Origin of the sequence: Parvimonas sp. M20 (genome assembly GCF_035282425.1) — a bacterium.
In the GTDB taxonomy this organism is placed as follows: Bacteria; Bacillota; Clostridia; order Tissierellales; family Peptoniphilaceae; genus Parvimonas.
On sequence record NZ_JAYKBQ010000236.1, the window covers coordinates 1 to 253 of the forward strand.

Below are 253 nucleotides of genomic sequence, written 5' to 3' on the forward strand. Positions count from 1 at the left end.
GTTGCCGTCGACGACCTGGGTGATGCCGAAGTCCACGCCGATGGACATCAGCGAGATGGCTTCATCCTCCGTCAGGCCCTTGGCCGACATCAGGAAGCTGCGCATCTTGCGGAAGGCGTCGCGCAGCGCGAGGTCGACCGAGGATTTGCTGAAGATATCGTTCTGCGCGTTGGGGCCGAGCTCGGCCAGGTAATTCGCGTAGCTGAAGCCGTGCACCAGCCAGTCCGTCTGCGTCTCGAGCATCGGGTAGTTG

1 protein-coding gene is annotated in these 253 nt (G+C 62.5%); it reads right to left on the reverse strand.

The genetic code is table 11. The annotated features are described in order from the left end of the window. On the reverse strand, window positions 1-253 hold a 253-nt coding region (locus tag VJI93_RS09090; RefSeq protein ID WP_324009372.1), incomplete at both ends, for a hypothetical protein.